Annotated in this window: 17 protein-coding genes; 10 read left to right on the top strand and 7 right to left on the bottom strand. The window is 66.0% G+C overall.

Annotated features, from left to right (window positions below):
- Nucleotides 1-16: 16 nt before the first annotated feature.
- Nucleotides 17-1,120, bottom strand: a complete 1,104-nt coding sequence (locus tag JQ639_RS10350; protein WP_211966020.1) for a CapA family protein — start codon at nucleotides 1,118-1,120, stop codon at nucleotides 17-19.
- 209 nt (nucleotides 1,121-1,329) lie between these two features.
- On the opposite strand from JQ639_RS10350, the gene JQ639_RS10345 reads away from it, so the two are divergent.
- Nucleotides 1,330-2,652, top strand: coding sequence for an MFS transporter (locus JQ639_RS10345; protein ID WP_211966019.1), 1,323 nt, complete (start codon nucleotides 1,330-1,332; stop codon nucleotides 2,650-2,652).
- Between the two features lie 98 nt (nucleotides 2,653-2,750).
- The gene (locus JQ639_RS10340) at nucleotides 2,751-3,443 is read left to right on the top strand and encodes a GntR family transcriptional regulator (RefSeq protein WP_211966018.1); all 693 of its coding nucleotides are present in this window, start codon (nucleotides 2,751-2,753) and stop codon (nucleotides 3,441-3,443) included.
- 102 nt (nucleotides 3,444-3,545) lie between these two features.
- Here the strand turns inward: JQ639_RS10340 and JQ639_RS10335 are convergent, their stop codons facing one another.
- The 6 genes from JQ639_RS10335 to hpaH are packed head-to-tail and all read right to left on the bottom strand — an operon-like array spanning nucleotide 3,546 to nucleotide 9,873.
- Nucleotides 3,546-5,183, bottom strand: a complete 1,638-nt coding sequence (locus JQ639_RS10335) for a thiamine pyrophosphate-dependent enzyme (protein ID WP_211966017.1) — start codon at nucleotides 5,181-5,183, stop codon at nucleotides 3,546-3,548.
- A gap of 31 nt (nucleotides 5,184-5,214) precedes the next feature.
- Nucleotides 5,215-6,087 (bottom strand): fumarylacetoacetate hydrolase family protein, encoded by an 873-nt coding sequence (locus JQ639_RS10330; protein ID WP_211966016.1) that lies wholly within the window; start codon nucleotides 6,085-6,087, stop codon nucleotides 5,215-5,217.
- A gap of 15 nt (nucleotides 6,088-6,102) precedes the next feature.
- Nucleotides 6,103-7,086: a 3,4-dihydroxyphenylacetate 2,3-dioxygenase gene (gene hpaD / locus JQ639_RS10325; RefSeq protein ID WP_211966015.1), complete on the bottom strand. Its 984-nt coding sequence runs from the start codon at nucleotides 7,084-7,086 to the stop codon at nucleotides 6,103-6,105.
- Between the two features lie 34 nt (nucleotides 7,087-7,120).
- Complete coding sequence (gene hpaE / locus JQ639_RS10320) at nucleotides 7,121-8,653, bottom strand: 5-carboxymethyl-2-hydroxymuconate semialdehyde dehydrogenase (protein ID WP_211966014.1); 1,533 nt, start codon at nucleotides 8,651-8,653, stop codon at nucleotides 7,121-7,123.
- Complete coding sequence (locus JQ639_RS10315; protein ID WP_211966013.1) at nucleotides 8,646-9,044, bottom strand: 5-carboxymethyl-2-hydroxymuconate Delta-isomerase; 399 nt, start codon at nucleotides 9,042-9,044, stop codon at nucleotides 8,646-8,648. Before JQ639_RS10315 ends, hpaE begins: the two co-directional genes overlap by 8 nt.
- Nucleotides 9,045-9,066: 22 nt before the next feature.
- Nucleotides 9,067-9,873 carry a 2-oxo-hept-4-ene-1,7-dioate hydratase gene (hpaH, locus tag JQ639_RS10310; protein ID WP_211966012.1) on the bottom strand — a complete coding sequence of 269 codons (807 nt, stop codon included), beginning with the start codon at nucleotides 9,871-9,873 and terminating at the stop codon, nucleotides 9,067-9,069.
- A gap of 292 nt (nucleotides 9,874-10,165) precedes the next feature.
- Here hpaH and hpaR point away from each other — a divergent pair, with 292 nt between their 5' ends.
- The 8 genes from hpaR to JQ639_RS10270 all read left to right on the top strand — a co-directional run bounded on the left by hpaR (nucleotide 10,166) and on the right by JQ639_RS10270 (nucleotide 20,359).
- Entirely contained in the window at nucleotides 10,166-10,630 is a 465-nt protein-coding gene (gene hpaR / locus JQ639_RS10305) for a homoprotocatechuate degradation operon regulator HpaR (protein WP_249123118.1), read from the top strand.
- Nucleotides 10,631-10,773: 143 nt separating this feature from the next.
- The gene (locus JQ639_RS10300; protein WP_211966010.1) at nucleotides 10,774-11,844 is read left to right on the top strand and encodes a tryptophan 2,3-dioxygenase family protein; all 1,071 of its coding nucleotides are present in this window, start codon (nucleotides 10,774-10,776) and stop codon (nucleotides 11,842-11,844) included.
- The gene (locus JQ639_RS10295) at nucleotides 11,841-13,037 is read left to right on the top strand and encodes an aminotransferase class V-fold PLP-dependent enzyme (protein ID WP_249123045.1); all 1,197 of its coding nucleotides are present in this window, start codon (nucleotides 11,841-11,843) and stop codon (nucleotides 13,035-13,037) included. The genes JQ639_RS10300 and JQ639_RS10295 overlap by 4 nt, the downstream gene beginning before the upstream one ends.
- Nucleotides 13,038-13,177: 140 nt before the next feature.
- Nucleotides 13,178-14,509, top strand: a complete 1,332-nt coding sequence (locus JQ639_RS10290; RefSeq protein ID WP_211966009.1) for an MFS transporter — start codon at nucleotides 13,178-13,180, stop codon at nucleotides 14,507-14,509.
- 190 nt (nucleotides 14,510-14,699) lie between these two features.
- On the top strand, nucleotides 14,700-15,773 hold the full coding sequence (locus JQ639_RS10285; RefSeq protein ID WP_249123044.1) for an efflux RND transporter periplasmic adaptor subunit: 1,074 nt from the start codon (nucleotides 14,700-14,702) through the stop codon (nucleotides 15,771-15,773).
- A 14-nt stretch (nucleotides 15,774-15,787) separates the two neighbouring features.
- A complete protein-coding gene (locus tag JQ639_RS10280; protein ID WP_211966007.1) occupies nucleotides 15,788-18,943 on the top strand; it encodes an efflux RND transporter permease subunit in 3,156 nt (1,051 codons plus the stop codon).
- Nucleotides 18,944-19,034: 91 nt separating this feature from the next.
- On the top strand, nucleotides 19,035-19,640 hold the full coding sequence (locus JQ639_RS10275) for a TetR/AcrR family transcriptional regulator (RefSeq protein ID WP_211966006.1): 606 nt from the start codon (nucleotides 19,035-19,037) through the stop codon (nucleotides 19,638-19,640).
- A gap of 95 nt (nucleotides 19,641-19,735) precedes the next feature.
- Nucleotides 19,736-20,359, top strand: coding sequence for a flavin reductase family protein (locus JQ639_RS10270; protein ID WP_211966005.1), 624 nt, complete (start codon nucleotides 19,736-19,738; stop codon nucleotides 20,357-20,359).
- Nucleotides 20,360-20,425: the final 66 nt, after the last annotated feature.

The raw sequence follows: 20,425 nt of genomic DNA, 5'->3' as shown, positions 1-20,425 counted from the left end.
GGGAGGTGGAACTGCGTCATGAACCGCGGGGCGCGGCTTCGGCCTCGGCGAAGCGGGCGATCGCGCAATGTCCTTCGATCTCCATGGCGGTGCCCATGTTTGCCGACATGCGGCGAAAGCGTTCAAGGACCGGTCGCGACGCGTCCTTGCTCGTGATGAGATTTGGCATGCCCTCGGCATCGCACTCGGTGGCGCAAAACTCGATCGACCGCACGCCGCCCTGGCTGAATTCGATGCGACACACCAGCGACCATGGATCGATCTGCGAGAAGATCTCCTTCTGAACCGGCGTGGCGTTGGCCCAGTCCTGCTGCGCGACATGATTGCCGAGGCTGTAGAGGATCGGCCGTCCGCGATAGGTCTCGAGGCCTGCGGGACTGTGGGGGTGGTTGCCCAGGACCAGGTCGGCGCCGGCATCGATGATCGCGTGGCCGAGCGGGCGCTGATATTCCGCCTGCGTATCGCCGCGCCCGTAGCCCCAATGAACGCTGACGACCAGATAGTCGACGTCTGGCCGCAGCTTGCGGATCGCGTTCACGAGGGTTTCGAGATCCTCGGTCTGGATGCGGCTGCGCATCTTCAGCGGGGCTCCGGGCTCGGTGGCGAGCATGACCGGATGAAACTCCGCCCATTGATCGACCCTCAGCGGCGCGATGCCCGGACGCTGGTCCGTCGCGGCGTAGTCGGGCGGCAGCAGGCACGAGACCGCCAGAAAGCCGATGCGGCGCCCAGCGACGTCGCGAACGACCGGTGCCATGGCCTCATTGACGGTGCGGCCGCCTCCGACCGGCGTGATGCCGGCGTCGCGCAGGTGCTCGAGCGTCTCCAGGAACGCCTCGGGGCCGAAGTCGCAGGTGTGGTTCGTGGCAACCGTCATGATCTCGAAGCCAGCCCGGCCGAGATCCCCGGCGATTGCAGGATCGGAGAGATAGGCGATCGGGGCGTCCGTTCTGTAGCCCTTGCGCGCGAACTGCACTTCGCACGATCCCCACACCAGATCGGAGCGTCGGAGGTACCCCAGTGTGCTTTCGTAGCCGGGGTAGGCAATGGCCCCCTCGCTGAACAGCCTGTGTCTGATGACGATGTCGCCAGCCGCAGCCAGCACCGGGTAACGATCCATATCTGCTATCCATATTTTTTTGATGTTTTAATAGGTGAGCGCATTCCAGATGTTAATCAAGCAAAATTATTAGCTAATGCGCTCTCCTTGGGTTCCATGCGCAGGCAGCTTGATTGATTCTTGACTACATAAAATTTTTTTGATGTTTTATTGTCGGGCGCACGCGTTGTGCCCCAAGACCGATGTGGCAAAGGGAAGGAAGCCCGGGGATGAGCAGTGTTGCCGAGTGTGCCGCCGTCACGGGCGCAGCTGATGACGTCGGTCCGATTTATCGGAAGATCGCCCTTCGGCTGATCCCGGTCCTGATGCTGTTGTGGGTCCTGGCATGGATCGATCGCGTCAATGTCAGTTTCGCTAAGCTCCAGATGATGGACGACCTCGGCTTCAGCGATGCCGTCTACGGGTTGGGCGCGGGAATCTTCTACATCGGCTACCTGTTCTTCGAAGTTCCGAGCAATCTCCTGCTGCAGAAGATCGGCGCGCGCGGCACGATCGCGCGGATTGCGATCGGGTGGGGTATCACTTGTACGCTGATGGCGCTGGTCTCGACGCCGACGGCGTTCTACGCGCTGCGATTTGCACTTGGTGCCTTCGAGGCGGGCTTTTTTCCCGGCGTCATCCTCTATCTGACGCTCTGGTTCCCGAGCGATCGGCGGGCCAAAGTGTTCGGCATCTTCATGTCCTCGGTGGCGCTGTCGGGCGTCTTCGGTGGCCCGCTCGCTGGCCTGATCATGAGCACGCTCCACACCCATCTCACGCTGTCGGGCTGGCAGTGGCTCTTCATCATCGAGGGCGGGCCGACGATCCTGATCGGCGTCTTCTGTCTTTTCTATCTCACGAACAGGCTCGATGAGGCGCACTGGCTGTCGCCGGAGGAGCGTGCGGCCATAGCCGCGGACCTGAAGCGCGATCGCGAACTCCTGGGAAGCCGCGAGAGCGATTTCGGCTCGGTGCTCCGTGACCGGCGCCTGTGGGTCTTCACATCGATCTACTTCTGCGTGATCATCGCCAACGCCACCGTTGCCTTCTGGGGCCCGACCATCATCCGCGGCGCGGGCGTTGCCGATATTTCGGCCATCGGGTGGATCGTGTCCGGGGCATCCCTGCTCGGATCGGCTTGCATGATCCTGAACGGATTTGTCGCCGATCGAACCGGGCGCCCGCTGGCCCTGTGCGTGCTGTCCCTCGTGGTGGCGAGCGTTGCGCTGAGCGTGGTCGCGATTTTCCTTCACAGTTCGGCGGAGATCACCATCGCCGCTTTCGCGTTTGCGCTGGCGGGCGCCTACGGCGCGATACCCGTCTTCTGGCAGATGCCCAACCGCCTGTTCGCGGGGGCGGCGGCGGCAGGCGGGATCGCCGTGATCAACTCGTTCGGCAACCTCGGCGGCTTCCTCGCGCCGTACGGCCTGGGGATAACGGCGAGCCGGACCGGCGATGTTTCCGGAGGCTTGATGGCTGTCAGCCTCGTCACCTTGATCGCCGCCATCGGGATTGCGCTGACCCGGCGATTTTTCGCGCCTGGCACCGTATGATGGCGCCGAATCCGGGCCCGGCTTTCGCTCCGGATGCGCCGGGGTCGCCAGCGGGCTGGCGGTCGCGCCTGGCAGAGGGAAACGGGTCGGACCATTCGATGAACAACGGCAAGGCAGGCGCCAAACTCTCTCTGGGGGAGCGTGTCTACGAGGATTTGCGCATCGCCATCACTCTCGGCGAGATCCCGCAGGGCCAGGTCTTCAATGAGGCGGATCTGATCGCGCGATACAAGGTCAGTACCTCGCCGTTGCGCGAGGCGTTGACCAGGCTTCGTCAGGATGGGCTGGTCAAGGTCATCCCGAGGCGGGGCTACGCGGTTGTCGAACTGACTCTTCGCGACTTCCACGAACTCGTGCAGATGCGCATGATCAATGAGGGGGCCGCGGCGGAGCTTGCGGCCCCGCGCATCACCGACCAGCACATCCGTGAGATGCAGCGCCTGTCGTCCGTCTCCCTCGCGATCGGGGACCCCCAAAGCTATCGGAATTTCATGCAGGCCAACCAGGCGTTCCATGAACTGATCGCGTCGATTTCCGAAAATGCGCGCCTCGTGAAGGCGACGAAGCAGACCTTCGATGAAATTCAGCGGGTGCTGTTTGCCGGCCTGAGCGAGATCGACGATGGCGATCTCAAGCACGATCACGACGATATCATCGCCGCCCTGGCCAGGCGGGACGGGCCGGCGGCGCGGAAAGCCGTCATCGCCCACGTCAAGCAATCCCGCGATCGTGTCGTGCAACGCATGTTGCGTCACGACCGGCAGTTGGAGAACCTCAGCCTGACGGACTAGGTCGGGCGTTTTCGACGGGGCCACGCAGGGTGTGGCCCCGGTCGCGGGCGGCCGCGTGAGGTTCGAGGCATGGCCCTCGCGTTCAGGTGCGCGCCGTCGCTCTCAAACGCCGTCCGGCTTCGGCGGATGGATGAAGCGCCAGGGGCTGGTTTCGGAATCGCGGGGCACGTCGACCGAGATCAGGGTGGGGCCGCCATCGGCCAGCGCCTTTTCCAGAGCCGGACGGAAGGCTTCCGGCGAATTGACATGCGCTGCACCGACGCCGAAAGACTCGGCAAGCTTGACGAAATCTGGGTTGACGAGGTCGGCGGCCACAACGCGGCCGTCGAACACCGTCTTCTGGTCGCGGCGGACGTTGCCATAGGCGCTGTTGTTGAACACCAGCGTGACCACGCCGATCTTGTACTGCACGGCGGTGGCAAGCTCCTGCACGCCGAACATGAAGCCGCCGTCACCGGTGATCGCGACGACCGGCTTGTCCGGGTTGGCGACCTTGGCGCCGAGCGCGGTCGGGAAGCCGGAGCCGAGCGTGCCCTGGTAGCCCGAGGAGATGAAGGTGCGCGGCTTGTAGATCGGCAGGCCGTACCAGGAGGCGAAGCCGACCTGGGACAGCTCGTCGGTGACGATGCCATCGTGCGGCAGCACGTCGCGCAGCACATTGAGGTAGCCCATCTGCGGCTGCACCGACTGGATCTGCTGCTGCGCGCCGAGGGTCGCCTCGCGGATGATGTCGCGGCGGCCGCCCTGTCTGGCGTAGCCCTGCTTGCGCACCGCGGCGAGCAGCGCCGTGGTGCCGTCGCGGGCGTCCGAGACGATGCCGACGTCGGCGGTGAAGCGGCGCATCTCGACGGCGTCGATATCGATGCGAACGGACTTCTGGCCGGCCGGACGATACGGCCAGCGCCATGACGGCAGTTCGAGGCGCGTGCCGATGCCGACGATCAGGTCGGTCTGCGGCCACAGCCGGTAGGCCGCCGCCATGGTGAGGCCGAGGTCATGGGCATTGCTGACGATGCCACGGCCGCTCCGGAAGGCGACCACCGGTGCGTCGATCAGCTCGGCGAGCTCGAGAATCTCGTCCGCGGCATGGATTGCGCCAGCGCCGACGAAGATCATCGGTGCCTTGCTGCCGGCGATCAGCTTTGCTGCCGCCTGGATCTGGTCGGCGTCCGGCTCGGGCGACGGCAGCGGGGCCAGCGGCGCGAGCGGCGAGGTTGCTGCACGCTGGGTGAACACGTCCCACGGCATCTCGACCGACACCGGGCCGCGCCGGCCCGAGGTCATTTCCTGGAAGGCGCGGGCGATGGTCGCGGGGGCCGCACCGGGATGCTCGACGCGTTCCGCCCATTTCAGGATGCTGCGCAACGTTGCGAGCTGGTCCGGCATCTCGTGGAGATGGCCACGGCCCTTGCCGAGGAACTGGGTCGGCACCTGGCCGGTGAGGCACAGCACGGGTTCATTGCAGCCAAATGCGGTGAGCATCGCCGCCGAGGCGTTGAGCACGCCCGGGCCGGGCACGACGCTGAATACGCCGGGCTTGCCGCTGGCGCGGGCATAGCCGAACGCCATGTAGCCGCACGCCTGCTCGTGGCGGGCGCCGATCACCTTCAGTTGCGGCTCGGCGCGCTTGAAGGCGTCGAACAGCCCGTAGATCTGGGCGCCGGGCAGGCCGAAGACGGTATCGACATCATGAGCGAGGAGACCATCAACAATCGCTTCGCCACCTGTCCTTACCGTCATCGCCTGCTCCTTTGTCGTTTCTTGTCTGGTTCTACTGCTCGTCGACGACGCCGTTGCGAAGCACGCCGATATTGTCGACCTCGACCTCGATCACGTCACCCGGCTTGAGGTAACGCGGCGGGTCGAACCGTGCGCCGGCCCCGGTGGGGGTTCCGGTGACGATGACGTCCCCGGGCACCAGGGTGGTGAATGTCGAGATGTAGTTGATGAGGTAGCGGAAGCCGAAAATCAAGCGGCTGGTGCGGTCGTCCTGGCGCAGCTCGCCATTGACCCTGGTCGTCAGCCGCACGTCGGCGATCTGGGCTTCGCCGCTGAACGGCACGATCCACGGGCCGAGGCTGCCGGTGGAATCGAAGTTCTTGCCCTGCGTCACGTTGAACTTGGCGTGCCGCACCCAGTCGCGAATGGTGCCCTCGTTGCACAGCGTGACCGCTGCGACATGATCGAGGGCATCCTTCTCGGCGATATGGCGGCCGGCCTTGCCGATGACGAGCACGAGTTCGCCCTCGTAGTCGAGCTGCGGCGACGCCTTCGGGCGCACCAGCGGCGCACCGTGGCCGACGAACGACCGCGGCGTGCGCATGAACATGCTCGGGTACTTCGGCGCGTCCTGGCCGTCCTTGTATTCGGCGTTGCGGTCCGGGTAGTTGACGCCGATGCAGATGATCTTCTCCGGCGCCGGGATCGGCGGCCGCAGCACGGCGTCGGAGAGCTTGAGGTCGGCGCTGGCGCCGGCGGCGGCGTCAGCGAGGCGGGGCAGCGCGCCTGCCGCGATCACCTCGCGCAGGGTGGGATAGTCGCGTCCGAAACGCGACGAGAGATCGACGATGGCATCGTCGATCACTGCGCCGTAGCGTTCCGAACCGTCCTTCAGGTAGGTGGCAAAGCGGACGGGCTGGGTCATGGGGGCGACGTCCTGTCAGCTCGCGACGATGACGTCGGCGACGAAAAGCGGATCGTGCACGGCCTGGCCGGTGAACGCCGAGCCTTCCTCGAACCAGGAGCGCGGCGCCGGCGCGCCCCACAGGGTCTGGCGGCGCGGATCGCGCAGCGACCAGCGCAGCGGTTCATGGTCGTGGTCCATGGTCTGGTAGTCGCTGGTGTAGAGTTCGAGGCGATGGCCGGCGGGATCGCGCACGTAGAGGAAGAACGCATTGGCGATGCCGTGCCGGCCTGGGCCGCGCTCGAGATTCTCGAGATAGCCGCTGGTCGCCATCACGTCGCACAGGTGCAGGATGTTCATCGCCGTCGGCACCCAGTAGGCGAAGTGGTGCAGGCGCGGGCCGCGGCCGTTGGTGATGGCGAAGTCGTGGACGTTGCCCTTGCGGTGCATCCAGGCGGCGGCGATGCGGCCATCCGGGCCGTCTTCCTCGGCGTATTCGGTGAGGCGGAAGCCGAGGCGGGCGTAGAAGTCCACGGTGCCCTGGACGTTGTGCGAGAACACGTTGAAGTGGTCGAAGCGCTGCGGATGGCAGCCCTTGTAGAGGTCGTAGCGGCGCAGCAGGTGCGGGCGCTTTTCCATCGTAACGTAGAGCTCGATCGGATAGCCGAGCGGATCGGTGAAGTGCAGCGTACGGCCCTGGAACGGCCGCTCGACGAAGGTCGGGGTGATGCCGTTCTCCTTGAGGAATTCAGCGGCCTTGTCGAGATCCTGCTCGTTGCCGACCTTGAACGCCATGCGGTTGCAGGCCGAGGTCTTCGCCTTGCGCAGCACCAGCGAGTGGTGCTGATGCTCTTCGCTGCCGCGCAGGTAGACGGTTTCGCTGTCGGCGTCCTCGACATGCAGGCCGATGGCGTTCTCGTAGAACGCGCGGGTGGCCGCGAGATCGGGCACGTCCAGCACGACGTGGCTGCAGCGCAGCACGTTGAATGGCGGTTGGAACGTATGCTGGGGAACGGGCATGGTTGTGTTTCCTCTTGTCTGAAAGGGTGTCAGTCTATTGAACGCCGAGCCGCTGGATCTTGTGCGTGCCCCGCGCAAGGCTGACGTGCTTGGTTTCCATGTAGAACTCGAAAGAGTAGTCGCCGCCGTCCCGGCCGATGCCGGAGGCCTTCATGCCGCCGAACGGCGTCGGCAGGTGCCGCACGTTCTCGGAGTTCAGCCAGATCATGCCGGCCTCGAGCTCATCGGCGACGCGCAGCGCACGGCCCATGTCGCGGGTCCAGACATAGCCGGTCAGGCCATACTGCACGCTGTTGGCGATGGCGATGGCATCGGCCTCGTCCTTGAACGGGATCACCGTCAGGAATGGTCCGAACACTTCCTCCTGGGCGACGCGCATGGAGCTGGTCGCGCCGGTGACCAGCGTCGGCAGCACATAGTGTCCGCCGCCGGGGCCGTCGTGGGGCTTGCCGCCGACGGCGATGGTGGCGCCATCCTTGCGGGCGATGTCGAAGTACGAGCAGACCTTGCTGAAGTGACGCTCGTGGATCAACGGACCGACCTCGGACGCCGGATCGAGCGGGTGACCGACCTTCAGCGCCCGCACGCGCGCGGCGAGCTTGTCGTTGAAGGCATCGGCGATGCTCTCGTGCACCAGCAGGCGGCTCGACGACGTGCAGCGTTCGCCGTTCAGCGAGTAGATCATGAACACCACGGCGTCGAGCGCACGCTCGAGATCGGCGTCGTCGAACACGATCACCGGGTTCTTGCCGCCGAGTTCGAAATGCACGCGTTTCAGCGTCGGGGCGCCCTGCGCCATGATCGCGGAACCGGTCGCGCTTTCGCCGACGAACGAGATCGCCTTGATGGACGGATGCTGGGTCAGCGACTTGCCGGCGTCCTCGCCGAAGCCGTGCACGGTGTTGAACACACCGTCGGGGATGCCGGCCTCATGGGCGAGGCGCACCAGCAGGTCCGCGGTGATCGGCGACCATTCCGCCGGCTTGTGCACCACGGTGCAGCCGGCGGCGAGCGCCGGTGCGATCTTCCAGGTCGACAGCATGAACGGCGTGTTCCACGGCGTGATCACGCCGACGGGGCCGATCGGCACGCGGGTCGAGATGTTCCAGTGCTCTTCGCCCGGCATGTTCTTGCCATCGCGGGCTTCCGGGGCACGGTCGGCGAAGAAGCGGAAGTTCTCCGCGCCGCGCAACGCGGCCTTGGCCATGAAGCGATGCGCCTGGCCGGTATCGATGCACTCCAGCGCGGCGATGTCGTCGGCGCGCGCCTCGATGGCATCGGCAAGCTTGTGCAGCAGCTTCTTGCGCTTCTCCGGTGCCATGCTGCGCCAGGAGCGGAATGCCTTCTCGGCCGCCTTGGCGGCGGCGGCGATATCGGCGGCGTCGCCGCGGGCGACGGTCGCGAGCGTTGTGTTGTCGATCGGCGACTGGGTCTCGAAGGTACGCCCCGAAGCCGCGGGAACGGACTTGCCGTCGATGAAGTGGGAGATGCCGTCGGCGCGGAGTTTCTCCAGCAGCGGCTTGGCGCGCTCGACGTTGGCGGCGAAGGTGGTTTCGGATTTAGCCATGACTTGCCTCGGCCTTGAGATAGTCGTGGAGGTTATTCCGCTTCCAGCTGGTCTCGTTCTGGATCTCGACGATCTCGAACGACAGCGCGAAACGGCTCGATGTGAAGACAGGATCGAGGTGCGCCGACAGTGCCTCGAAGATATGGGCGCCGGCCTGCTTGCGGGTCGGCAGGTCGCGGCCCTGGCCCATGCGCAGCGTCATGGCCAGAAAGCCATGGCGCGGATCGCCGTCGGCGATGGCGTAGTCGTCGCAGCGGATCGCACGGACGCGGATGCCGCCGAGCGGGAACACGCCGGTCTCGATCGCCGCGCGGCGGACGAGATCGACGACCGCCGGCATATCGACCCGATCGGAGAGATTGGCGGAATATTCGATGATGAAATGCGGCATGCGATGCGCTCCATCGGGCATTTCAAGCGAAGTAGCAGCTCACCGATCCATAGGCGCCGAAATCGGCCTGGATGGTATCGCCCTTGCGCGTCTCGATCGGACGGATGAACGATCCGGCGAGCACCACCTGGCCGGGTTCCAGCGCAAGACCGAGCGGAGCGAGGCGCTTGACCAGCCAGACGATGCCGTTGGCCGGATGGTTCAGCACGCCGGCGGCGAGGCCGGTTTCCTCGAGCTGGCCGTTACGGTAGCACAGGGCGCCAATCCAGCGCAGGTCGGTGTCGAGTGGCCGCAGCGGCCGGCCGCCGAGCACGATGCCGGCATTGGCGGCGTTGTCGGCGATGGTGTCATAGATCTTGCGGGTCGCCTTGGTCTGCGGGTCGACGCGCTCGATACGGGTGTCGAGGATTTCAAGCGCCGGCACGACAAAGTCGGTGGCGTTGAGGACGTCGAAGATGGTGCAGTTGGGACCGGCGAGGCGGTGCTTCATCACGAAGGCGAGTTCCGCCTCGACACGGGTGGCGATGAAGCGGTCGGTCGGAACCAGGCCGCCGTCATTGAAGAACATGTCGTCGAACAGCACGCCGGAGTCCGGCTCGTCGATGTTGAGCGCGCTCTGCATCGCCTTGGAGGTCAGGCCGATCTTGTGACCGCGGACCTTGGCGCCGGCGGCGACCTTGAGCGCGACCAGGGCGGTCTGCACCGCGTAGGCGTCGGCGATGGTCATGTCCGGATGCTCGATCGAGACCTGGCGGATCTGCTTGCGGTCCCTCTCGGCCTCGAACAGGCGCTTGGCCGCATCCTTGATGGCATTCTCGGTCAAACTCATTGGAAAACGCTGCCTCCCGGGATCATTTGACAAAGTATTTAACATGTTAAGTTGATGGGATCAACGCAGTTCTTGCCGATTTCCGCCGCGCACCAGTGGCCGGAATGTCACGCCGCATGATAGATGGTTGAGAATGACAGAGAATCTGCGGACACTGACGCGCGGCAAAACCCGCCCCCCGCGGCCGGATGGCGAGAGCGCCAAGGCGGTCGGGGCCCGGTCGGCCGGGACGAGGCCAGTCGGCGGCAAGAAGCCCGCTGCCGCGGCCGGAAAGGCCCCCCGCAAGTTGCCGATGCGCGACTTCTCGCGCTCGCTGCCGATGGCGCTGCTGCGCTCCCGCGAAGCGGTGATGCGTCAGTTCCGCCCTTCGCTCCGCGATCATGGCCTGACCGAGCAGCAGTGGCGCATCCTGCGTGCGCTCACCTCGATCGAGCAGATGGAGGTCAGCGAGCTGGCGCGGGCGACCTACCTGTTGGGGCCGAGCCTGTCGCGCATCCTGCGCGATCTCGAAGGACGGCAGTTGATTCAGCGCCGATCGCCGGAGAGCGACCTGCGGCGCGGCATCGTGTCCCTGACCCCGGCGGGGGTTGCGCTGATCGATGTGGTCGCGCCGATCTCCGAGGCGATCTACGCCGAGATCACCCGCCGCTACGGCGCGAGGAAGCTCGAGGCCCTGCACGAGATGCTGCGCGAGCTGGAGGGCGAGCTGCTGGCGATTCCGGTCAAGAATGGCGCCGACATCGACCTCGATGAGTGATGCCGCCGCCGCCGCGCCTGGCGGCAGCCTGCGGATGTTTTAGGCATAAAATATCTATTGACCTTGCTTGCCTCCGGGCCAAATCTGGCGGCTGGTGCTGCGGCCTCTTGCGATCGGCAGCCCGGCTCAATGGAGACGCATGCATGGCCCGCGCCCCGGTATATTACGGCGACTATCTCAAGCTCGACCGGTTGCTGTCGGCGCAGGAGCCGGAAAGCGTCAAGGCCGGCGTCGACGCCCATGACGAGATGCTGTTCATCATCGTCCACCAGGCCTATGAGCTGTGGTTCAAGCAGATCCTGCATGAGCTCGATCGCATCGAGGCCGACTTCGGCACGATTCCTGTCACCGACGATGCCATGGGGCGCGTGGTGCATGGCCTCAACCGCATCCACGAGATCCTCAAGCTCGTGGTCGGCCAGCTCGACGTGCTGGAGACCATGACGCCGTTCGACTTCCTCGATTTCCGCGACCTGTTGATGCCGGCGTCGGGCTTCCAGTCGCTCCAGTTCCGCCTGATCGAGACGCGGCTCGGGCTGGCGCCGGCGACGCGCGTGCCGTTCGACGACAAGGCGATCGACGAACGGCTGTCCGAGCGTGATCGCGCGGCCTTCCGCGCAGCCGGCGAGAAGCCGTCGCTGTTCGACCTGCTCGACCAGTGGCTGGCCCGCACGCCGTTCCTCGACTGGGGCGGCGCCACTTTCCGCGACGCCTACCGTGCGGCGGTCGAAAAGCACCTCGCCCGCGACGCCGAAATGGTGCGCAGCGACCCGGCGATTCCGCAGGAGAAGCGCGAGCGGGATCTCAGAAACATCGAGCGTGCGATCGCATCGTTCTCGGCGATCTTCTCCGCCACAGACGACAATGGCGGCTGGCGGCTGTCAGGATCAGCGGTGCAGGCCGCGCTGTTCATCACGCTGTACCGCGACAAGCCGGCCGCGCAGCAGCCGTTCCGCCTGCTCGCGGCGCTGATGGACATCGACGAGACCATGACGCTGTGGCGTTATCGCCATGCGCTGATGGTCGAGCGCATGATCGGGGTCAAGATCGGCACCGGCGGCTCGTCGGGCCACGCCTACCTGCGCACCACGGCGGAGCGCCATCGCATCTTCGGCGATCTCTTCCGCCTGTCGAGCTTCCTCATTCCGCGCTCGGCGGTGCCGGAGTTGCCGGCCCAGGTCCAGGCGCGCATGGGCTTCGTGACCGCGTCATGACCGCGCGCGGACCGCTGCTTGATCTCGCCGCGCATTTCTCGCGCTTCCGGGCGGCTGCGCCGGAGCGCATCAATCTCGCCTGCCACAGCCATCACGACTGGCCCGACGTTACCCTGGCAGCGCAGGAGCGCTGCTGGATGGATGCGGCGCGGCTTGCCGGCGACAAGTGGCGGCTGGTGTTCGGCGAACTGATGCCACAGGTCCAGGCGCATCTCGCGCGCCATCTCCGCCTGCCGGATCCCGCGACGATTGCCTTCGCGCCCAACACCCACGAGTTCCTGCGCCGGCTGCTGTCGTGCTTTCCCGCCGATCGCCCGGTCCGCATCCTGACCAGTGATGGCGAATTCCACACGGCACGACGCCAGCTCGATCGCCTCGGCGAGGATGGTGTCGTCACGCTCACCCGTGTGCCCGCCGAGCCGTTGGCGACTTTTGCCGAGCGTTTCCAGGCGACGTGCGCGGGCGGCGGCCACGACCTCGTTTTCGTCAGCCAGGTGTTCTTCAATTCGGGCGGCACCTGCGGCGATCTCGCTTCGCTCGCCGCGGCGCTGCCGTCGCCGGACACTTATCTGGTCATCGACGGCTATCATGGCTTCATGGCGCGGCCGACCGATCTGTCGGGGGTGGCAAGCCGCGCGTTCTATCTCGCCGGCGGCTACAAGTATGCCATGGCGGGCGAGGGGGCCTGCTTCCTGCATTGTCCGCCGGGCCATGGCGTGCGGCCGCGCGACACCGGCTGGTTCGCCGACTTCGGCGCCCTTGCGGCGCCGGCCGGCAAAACGGTGGGCTATCCTGTGGATGCCGGCCGCTTCCTCGGTGCCACCTTCGATCCGTCCGGCCTCTACCGCATGGCCGCGGTGTTCGACTGGCTCGCCGCGGAAGGCATCACAGCCTGCGATGCCCATGGCCACGCGCAGGCGTTGATGGCACGCTTTCTCGACCGCATCGCGCCGCGGGCGATCGCGGGCCTGGGCCGCGCCGACCTGATCACGCCGTTCGGCGGCGATGCCGCGCACGGCAACTTCCTGACCTTCCGCACCGCGCGGGCCGGGGAGATCGAGAGCTGCCTCGCCGCCGTCGGCGTGCACTGCGACCATCGCGGTGATCGCCTGCGCTTCGGCTTCGGATTGTGCACCACCGCCGACGATGTCGACCGGGCATTGGTGCGAATCGGCGATGCGCTCGCTGCCTGAGGCGCAGCACCTGGTGGACGCCGCGCCACTCACCTGAAATCAACGGTTGAAATCCCTGCGATGTTTCGCCACGGTCGGTGGCAAGAGCGCCCGCCGCAGTGACCGGCGCCGAAGACCGTTCGGGGTTTGGGGAGGAGTTGATGAGCGAAGCACCAGCACATCTGCGCGCCGACGCGCGTAGCGCGATCGAGACGTCGACCATGTCGGCGATCTCCTGGCGGGTCGTGCCGTTCCTGATTCTGGCCTACTTCTTTTCTTACCTCGACCGCGTCAATCTCGGCTTCGCCGCGCTGACCATGAACGAGGAGTTGAAGTTCTCCCCGGTGGTGTTCAGCCTCGGCGCCGGCATCTTCTTCTTCGGTTATTTCCTGTTCGAGGTGCCCAGCAACATCATCCTGCACAAGGTCGGCGCCAGCCGCTGGATCGCCCGCATCATGGTGACCTGGGGCATCATTTCAGCCCTGATGGCCCTCGTCAGCGGTACGACCAGCTTCTATGTGCTGCGATTCCTGCTCGGTGTCGCCGAGGCCGGTTTCTTCCCGGGCATCATCCTCTATCTGACCTACTGGTATCCGGCGCAATACCGTGCCCGCATCCTCGCGGGCTTCGCCATCGCGGTTCCGGTGTCGACGGTGATCGGCGCGCCGATCTCCGGCCTGCTGCTCGGCCTCGACGGCGCCGGTGGCCTCAAGGGCTGGCAGTGGCTGTTCATCCTGGAGGGCATCCCCTCGATTCTGCTCGGTATCGTCAGCTGGTTCTACCTGACCGATCGTCCGGCGGCCGCCACCTGGCTGTCGGCGGAGCAGAAGCAGTGGCTGGCCGGACGCCTCGCCAGCGAAGAGGCGGCGAAGGGCGGCGCCGACCACATGACCATCGGGGAGGCGCTGACCTCGCCGCGGGTGCTGGTGCTCAGCCTCGTCTATTTCGGCTTCGTCGCCGCACTCTACGGCATGCAGTTCTGGCTGCCGCAGATCGTCAAGGCGTTCGGTCTCACCAACGTGCAGACCGGCTTCGTCACCGCGATCCCGTATCTGTTCGGTGCCATTGCCATGGTGCTGTGGGGCGCGCATTCCGACCGCACCCGCGAGCGCGTCTGGCATGTCGCGCTGCCGCTGTTTCTGACCGCTGCGGCTCTGGCCGCCTCGAGCTATCTCAGCAGCCCGATGTTGACCATGATTGTCCTCACCATCGCGGCCATCGGCGTGTTCTGCACGTTTGCCCTGTTCTGGACGCTGCCGACCGCCTTCCTCAGCGGCACCGCTGCTGCCGGCGCCATCGCCCTGATCAACTCGATCGGCAACCTCGCTGGCTTCGGCGGGCCGTACCTGATCGGCTATATCAAGGAGAGCACCGGGAGCACGTCATGGGGCCTGTTCGTGCTGGCGGTGCTGCCGCTGATCGCGGGCATCCTCGTCCTGACCCTCAAGCACGACACCCGGACCGAGTTCGCGGCCGAGCCGCAGGCCCGCTAGGGTCTTCCGGGCGCCCGATCTGAAAACCCGCGCGGCCAGCCCGCGCGGGTTTTTCTGCGACTGAAGCATAATGAATAATGATTATTCACTGACGAATATTGACATTCGTCAGTAGTCATCTAACCTCCGAGACGGCCAGTCTCGGGAGCGACAGATGATCGGCGAAGCTATTTCTTCACGTCCTTTCAGGATGTTAACTGCAATTTCGTTGACCGCTGCGGTGCTGGCGCTGGCCGGCTGCAACGACAAGCCGGCCGAGCAGGCTGCGGCCGGACGGCCGGTGCTGGTCGCAGGGGTGCGCTATGAGGCCGAGGTGCCCGAGCGCAGCTTCGTCGGCACCATCCGTCCGCGGATCGAAAGCGATCTCGGCTTCCGTGTCGCCGGCAAGGTCGCCAAGCGCCTTGTCGAGGTCGGCCAGCAGGTCGAGCCGGGGCAGTCGCTTGCGGTGCTGGACGAAGTCGACCTGCGCCTGCAGGCCGAGCAGGCCGATGCCGAGTACCGCGCCGCCACCGGGGTGGTGGGCCAGGCGATCGCGGCGGAGAACCGCGCCAAGGAGCTGCGGGTGAAGGGCTGGTCCACGGATGCACAGCTCGACCAGTCCAAGGCGGCGGCCGACGAGGCCCGTGCGCGTCTGGTTCGGGCCGAGCGGTCGGTCGAGCTGACCCGTAATGCGCTGTCGTACACGACGCTCACGGCCGACGCCCGCGGCGTCGTCACCGCCACCCTGATCGAGCCGGGTCAGGTGGTCGCATCCGGACAGGCGGCCATCCGCGTCGCCCGCTCCGCCGAGAAGGAGGCCGTCGTCGCCATTCCCGAGACGCTGGTGGCGCGCGCCCGTGATGGTGTCGCCCATGTGTCGCTGTGGTCCGAGCCCGGCAAGCAATATGTCGCGAAGCTCCGCGAACTGGCACCGATGGCCGACGCGGCGACGCGCACCTATCTCGCCAAATTCTCGCTGCCGGACGCCGGTGATCGCGTCGAACTCGGCATGACCGCGACGCTGACGCTGTCGGACGCCGACCGCGAACGGGTCGCGCGCGTGCCGCTCTCCGCATTGTTCAACCAGGGCGGTGGCCCGGCGCTTTACGTCGTCGACCGTGCCACCGGCGCGGTGACACTGCAGCCGGTGACGGTAAAGGCCTATGAGACCAATGATGTCGTGATCACCGGCGGTGTCCCCGATGGGGCGCGGGTGGTTGCCATGGGTGTCCAGAAGCTCGATCCGGCGCAGAAGGTCCGGGTCGTGGCGTCGCTGTCGTTCTGAGCGGGGAGGGGACCATGCGGCGTTTCAATCTGTCCTCCTGGGCTGTCGCCCATCCGGCCCTGATCCTGTTCTTCATCGTGGCGCTCGGCTTCGCGGGGTTCTTTTCCTACGAGCGGCTGGGGCGCGCCGAGGATCCGTCCTTCACCATCAAGCTCGCGGTGGTCACCGCGATCTGGCCCGGCGCGACCGCGCAGGAGATGCAGGCCCAGGTCGCCGACACCATCGAGAAGAAGCTGCAGGAGCTGCCGTACTTCGACAAGGTGACGACCTACACCAAGCCGTCGTTCACGGCGATGCAGGTGGCGTTCAAGGACAATACGCCGGCGAAAGAAGTGCCGCAGCTGTTCTATCAGTTGCGCAAGAAGCTGGTCGACATCCAGGGCGACCTGCCGGCCGGCCTGATCGGGCCGAACGTCAACGACGAGTATGGTGACGTCGATTCGATCCTCTACATGATGACCGGCGACGGCGCGAGCTATGCGCAGCTCAAGACCATCGCCGAGGGCATGCGCCAGCGCCTGCTCAAGGTGCCGAACGTCACCAAGGTCAATCTCTACGGCGTGCAGGATCAGAAGATCTACGTCGAGTTCTCCCATGCCAAGCTCGCGACCCTCGGCCTCACGCCGCAGGCGATCTTCGATTCGCTGGCGCGGCAGAACGCGGTCAGCCCGGGCGGCGTGGTCGAAACGTCGTCGCAGCGCGTGCCGCTGCGTGTGACCGGCGCGCTCGACGGCGCCAAGGCGGTGGCCGAGACCCCGGTGGAGAGCAACGGCCGGGTCTTCCGGCTCGGCGACATCGCCACCGTGACCCGCGGCTATGAGGATCCGTCGGACTACAAGGTTCGTCAGAAGGGCAAGCCGGCCCTCGGTATCGGCGTGGTGATGGCGAAGGGCGCCAACATCCTTCAGCTCGGCGAGGACGTCAAGGCGGCGACCGCGGAGTTCATGGCGGCGGTGCCCCAGGGCGTCGACATCGAGCAGATCGCCGACCAGCCTGAAGTCGTCGACCACGCCGTCAGCGAATTCGTGCATTCGTTCATCGAGGCGCTGGCCATCGTGCTGTTCGTCAGCTTCCTGGCGCTCGGCTGGCGCACCGGCATCGTGGTCGCGCTGTCGGTGCCGCTGGTGCTGTCGATCGTGTTCGTCATCATGAATGCGATGGGGCTGGACCTGCACCGCATCACGCTCGGTGCGCTGATCATCGCGCTCGGCCTCCTCGTCGACGACGCCATCATCGCGGTCGAGATGATGGTGGTGAAGATGGAGCAGGGCTGGGACCGCGTCAAAGCGGCGTCGTTTGCCTGGGAGTCGACCGCATTCCCGATGCTGACCGGCACGCTGGTGACTGCGGCGGGCTTCCTGCCGATCGGCTTCGCCAATTCGTCGGTCGGCGAGTATGCCGGCGGCATCTTTTGGATCGTCGCCATCGCGCTGGTCGCGTCGTGGTTCGTCGCGGTGATCTTCACGCCCTATATCGGCGTCAGGCTGCTGCCCGATTTCGCCAAGGCGGCGAAGGGCGGGGCGCATCACGCCGATCCCCATGCCATCTATGAAACGCGGATGTACCGCGGCCTGCGCCGCGTCATCGAATGGTGCGTGCGCTGGCGCGGCACGGTGGTGCTGTCGACCATCGGCATCTTCGTGCTGTCCATCGTCGGCTTCGGCGCCGTGCAGCAGCAGTTCTTCCCGCTGTCCGAGCGGCCGGAGCTGTTCTTCCAGCTGCGTCTGCCCGAGGGTACGGCATTCGGCGTCACCGAGAAGACGGTCGAGAAGGCCGAGGGCCTGCTCAAGGGCGATTCCGATATCGCGACCTACACCGCCTATATCGGGCAGGGCTCGCCGCGGTTCTGGCTCGGCCTCAATCCCCAATTGCCCAACGAGTCCTTCGCCGAGATCGTCGTCGTGTCGAAGGACGTGAAAGCGCGTGAGCGCATCAAGGCGCGGCTGGAGAAGGCGGTCGCCGAGGGCGCGCTGTCGGAAGCGCGGGTGCGTGTCGACCGCTTCAACTTCGGTCCGCCGGTCGGCTTTCCCGTTCAGTTCCGGGTCGTAGGCCCCGACGCCGGCGTGGTGCGTGACGTCGCCTATCAGGTGCGTGACGTGATGCGCAGCAACGACAAGGTCGTCGACCCGCATCTCGACTGGAACGAGAAGACGCCCTACCTCAAGCTCGTGGTCGATCAGGATCGCGCGCGGGCGCTCGGCCTGACGCCTCAGGACATCTCGCAGGCGACGCAGATGCTGCTGTCGGGGGCGCCGGTTACGACCGTGCGCGACGGCGTCGAGAAGGTTGGCGTCGTGGCGCGGGCGGTGAAATCGGAGCGGCTCGACCTCGGCCACATCGCCGACCTGTCGATCACCTCGCGCAACGGCGTCGCGGTGCCGCTGTCGCAGATCGCGAAGATCGAGTACGCCCACGAGGAGCCGATCCTGTGGCGGCGCAACCGCGACATGGCGATTACCGTGCGCTCCGACATCGTCGACGGCGTGCAGGCGCCGGACGTCACCAACGCGATCTGGCCGAAGCTCGCCAAGATCCGCGCCAGTCTGCCGTCGGCCTACCGCATCGAGATGGGCGGCGCGATCGAGGAATCGGCCAAGGGCAACGCGTCGATCTTCGTGCTCTTCCCCCTGATGGTGATCGTGATGCTGACGCTGCTGATGATCCAGCTGCAGAGCTTCTCGCGCCTCGCGCTGGTGTTCCTGACGGCGCCGCTTGGCATCGTCGGCGCGGCGCTCGGCCTGCTGGTGGCGAACCAGCCGTTCGGCTTCGTGGCGCTGCTGGGCCTGATCGCGCTTGCGGGTATGATCATGCGAAACACGGTGATTCTGGTCGATCAGATCGAGAGCGACGTGGCTCATGGCATGACCCGCAGGGAGGCCATCGTGGAAGCAACCGTCCGGCGCGCCCGGCCGGTGGTGCTGACGGCGCTTGCCGCCATCCTGGCGATGGTCCCGCTGTCCCGCTCCGCGTTCTGGGGGCCGATGGCGATCACCATCATGGGGGGCCTGTTCGTCGCCACCTTCCTGACGCTGTTGTTCCTGCCGGGGCTGTACGCGCTCTGGTTCCGCAAGAGCCTGGAGCAGAGCGGCCCGGTGCAGCCGGCCGCGGAGGCTCCGCCGCTGGCGGGGGACGCCCATGCGCCGCCGGTCTATCCTGTTGCGGCAGAATGATAAGTGCCCCATGTTAACGGACAGCCGCTAGGCTGAATCACCGAGCCGCCCCGGGTCGGGGCGGCGATCTCAAGGAGCGCGAAACACACCGATGGTCATGGTCGCCGACAGCAGTGAAGCCGATACTCCCGCGCGCATTCTCATTGCCGCGGAACGGCTGTTTCGCGAGATCGGCTACCAGAAGACCACGGTCGCCGACATCGCCAAGGTTCTGCGCATGAGCCCGGCGAACGTCTATCGCTTCTTTGATTCCAAGCGCAGCATCCATGAGGCGGTTGCCCGCCGGCTGATGGGGGAGGTCGAGACCGCCGCCACCGCGATCGCGTTCGAGGACCTCGAACCTGTCGCCCGGCTCCGGCGGCTGCTCGCCTCGATCCACCATCTCAATGCCGAGCGCTACACCGGCGACGAGAAAATCCATCAGATGGTCGCCATGGCCATGGAGGAGAACTGGCAGGTCTGCAACGCGCACTTCGAGCGGTTGACCGGGATCATCGGCAAGGTCATCGACGATGGCGCCAGGGCCGGCGTGTTCGATGCACCCGACCTGGCGCTGGCCGCCATGTCGACCGCGACCGCCATGAGCCGCTTCTTCCACCCACAGATGATCGCCCAGTGCGCCGACAAGCCGGGCCCCTCGCTCGAGCAGATGATCGATTTCGTGATCGCGGCCCTGACGCCGCGACACTCCGCCTGATAGGCTGCCCGTCCGCCGCCATGTGCTGACCGCAAAGTTCGTGCAATCGGGGCACGAACCGGTTACGGCACGGCTTTGAGCGGGACAGGACAGCGATGAGCGAGCGGGAATTTCACGTCTACGAGCCGGCGCGCGGCCACGGTCTGCGGCACGATCCGTTCAACGCCATCATCGGTCCGCGGCCGATCGGCTGGATTTCGTCACGCGACAAGGACGGCCACGTCAATCTCGCGCCCTACAGCTTCTTCAACGCCTTCAACTACAAGCCGCCGATCATCGGTTTCTCCAGCACCGGCGCCAAGGATTCGGTGCGCAACGTCACCGACACCGGCGAGTTCGTGTGGAATCTGGCGACGAAGGAGCTCGCGACCCAGATGAACGCGACGTCCGCCCATGTGCCGCGCGACGTCGACGAATTTGCACTCGCCGGCTTGACCCCGGTCCCCGGCCGGTTCGTCAACGTGCCCCGCGTCGGCGAAAGCCGTGCTGCGATGGAATGCAAGGTGCTGCAGGTCATCCAACTGCAGGACAAGGAAGGTAACAAGGTCCCGACCTGGCTGACCCTTGGGGAGGTGGTGGCGGTCTATATCGACCGCACGCTGATCCGGGACGGCGTGTACCAGACCGCCGAGGCGCACCCGATCCTGCGCGCCGGGCGGATGGGGGATTACGCCGAAATCCGCCCGGACATCATGTTCGAGATGCTGCGGCCGGACTGATCAGGGTGGAACCGGCCCCGGCGTTCGATCGTTAACGACGGACGGGCAGGTTCATGTCATTTTGTT

This window comes from Bradyrhizobium sp. U87765 SZCCT0048 (assembly GCF_018131225.1).
Lineage (GTDB): Bacteria > Pseudomonadota > Alphaproteobacteria > Rhizobiales > Xanthobacteraceae > Bradyrhizobium_A.
The sequence above is the reverse complement of the archived record's forward strand: the minus strand, read 5'-3'. Positions and strand labels throughout refer to the sequence as shown.